This window comes from Streptomyces sp. MBT53 (genome assembly GCF_016654115.1).
In the GTDB taxonomy this organism is placed as follows: domain Bacteria; phylum Actinomycetota; class Actinomycetes; order Streptomycetales; family Streptomycetaceae; genus Streptomyces.
In genome coordinates, this window is sequence record NZ_JAEQAZ010000425.1 from 1 (window position 1) to 1,642 (window position 1,642).

The following is a 1,642-nucleotide window of genomic DNA, read 5'->3' on the forward strand; positions in this document are numbered from 1 at the left end:
CTCCCTCTCTCGTGTCGACCCCCGCCAACTCACCGACGGCGCGCCCGCGTTGCGCGACGCGGACCTGTTCCACCCCACAGGCAACGTCCCGGTCTACGGCTTCGACGCCTGGAGCCAGCTGTACACCGCCCTCGACGAAGTGGCCCCGACCACCGGCAGCGGCTGGCGATCCCTGCCGGCCTCGACCTCCGACGAGAACGCGTCGGTACGGCTCGGCGAACTCATCCAGGCCGGCACGCTCTCCCTGGACACACCCCGTCAGGTCGGCGGCATGCTGCCGACGATGCCGGGCGCGTTCCCGTTCCGCGACGCCCCGGACCAACGGCCCACCCTCACCGTCTCGTTGTACCGGCCCAGGGCGGTCACCGACGGCGGCGACGTGACCCTCGACCGGCTCCGGATCAGCTCGGAGAACAGCGGCACGGTCTCCGGCGGCGACACCAACAGCGGGCTGTCGCTGCCGTTCGTCCTGAGCGCCGACGGCCCCGACCGCAACCTCTTCGGCGTGACCCCGCCACTGCTCCAACGTCCCCTGCACGCAAGCAACTTCGGCAGCACCGTCTCCGGCGGGCGCCGCGACTGGCTCAAGACCGGCAGCACCAGCCTGCCCGCCGACGGCCGCGGCACCCGCAGCTACGAGGTCCGCGCCGACGTCCACATCGAGGTCTCCGGCCCCGACGGCGTCCGCCATGTCACCGGTACGGCCACGATCCGCGTCGAGGAACGCGACGCCCTCGGCCACGGCATCACCGACCCCCGTCCGGTACCCCATGTCTACGACCTCCCGGCCCTGCTCACCGCGGGCACCGGCATCGCGCCGGAGAACTGGGCGACGACACCGCTGCGGGACGTGGTGCCCCTCCTGACCAGGGGCGTCGACCCCAAGGACAAGGGATACCAACTCTGGGTGGCCACCGGCCCCGACCCGGACGGCTCCCGCCTGACCCTCGCCCTCTACGGCGCCTCGCGGGTGGCACGGTTCCACGGACACCCGGTGGAACTGGTCACCCGGGGCCCCGAGGGCCTGCGCATCTGGACCTTCGACCCGGACGGCACGCTCACCGGGCCGGGGACGGGGGATGCCACACCGGGTGCCACTACCGGAGTCGCGGCCCTGGACCAGGCATGGACCTCTTTCGAGAACGCCGCCGAGGTGTTCGACGAGGCCGAGCACGACCACGCCGCGGCGCTGCACGACGAGGGTGCGCAGCGGGGGCTGCGGGGCGAGGCACAGGCCGCCCTGGACGCGGCAACCGCCGAACTGAGTGACGCGGCCACCGAAGCCGACCGGACCGACGCCGCCGCGACCACCGCCGCGCAGCAGGCGGACCAGGCCGAACAGCACCTCCACGACCTCAACACCCGCATCGGCACCCTGGTCGGTGCGATCTCCGACGCCCGCCGCACGATGGACCCGCTCCGCAACGCGGTCGCCGAGGGCGAGCGCGGGGAGATCCGCCTCGCCGCCCAGCTCAACACCGCCCACCGCAACCTGACCGACCTCACCACTCGCGCCGCAGCCGTTGCCACTGCTGCCGCAGCCCCGACGCCGACGGCCTCCGGCCCGGGCTCCACGGAGAACGCCCCGGCACCGGGCGATCCGGTCACCATGGACGCCACCCCCGCCCCCACCCCCGCAGTG

Annotated in this window: 1 protein-coding gene; it reads left to right on the forward strand. The window is 73.6% G+C overall.

The features are described from left to right. The coding region (locus JHN45_RS51835; protein ID WP_201056468.1) for a hypothetical protein at positions 1-1,642 on the forward strand (1,642 nt) is incomplete at both ends.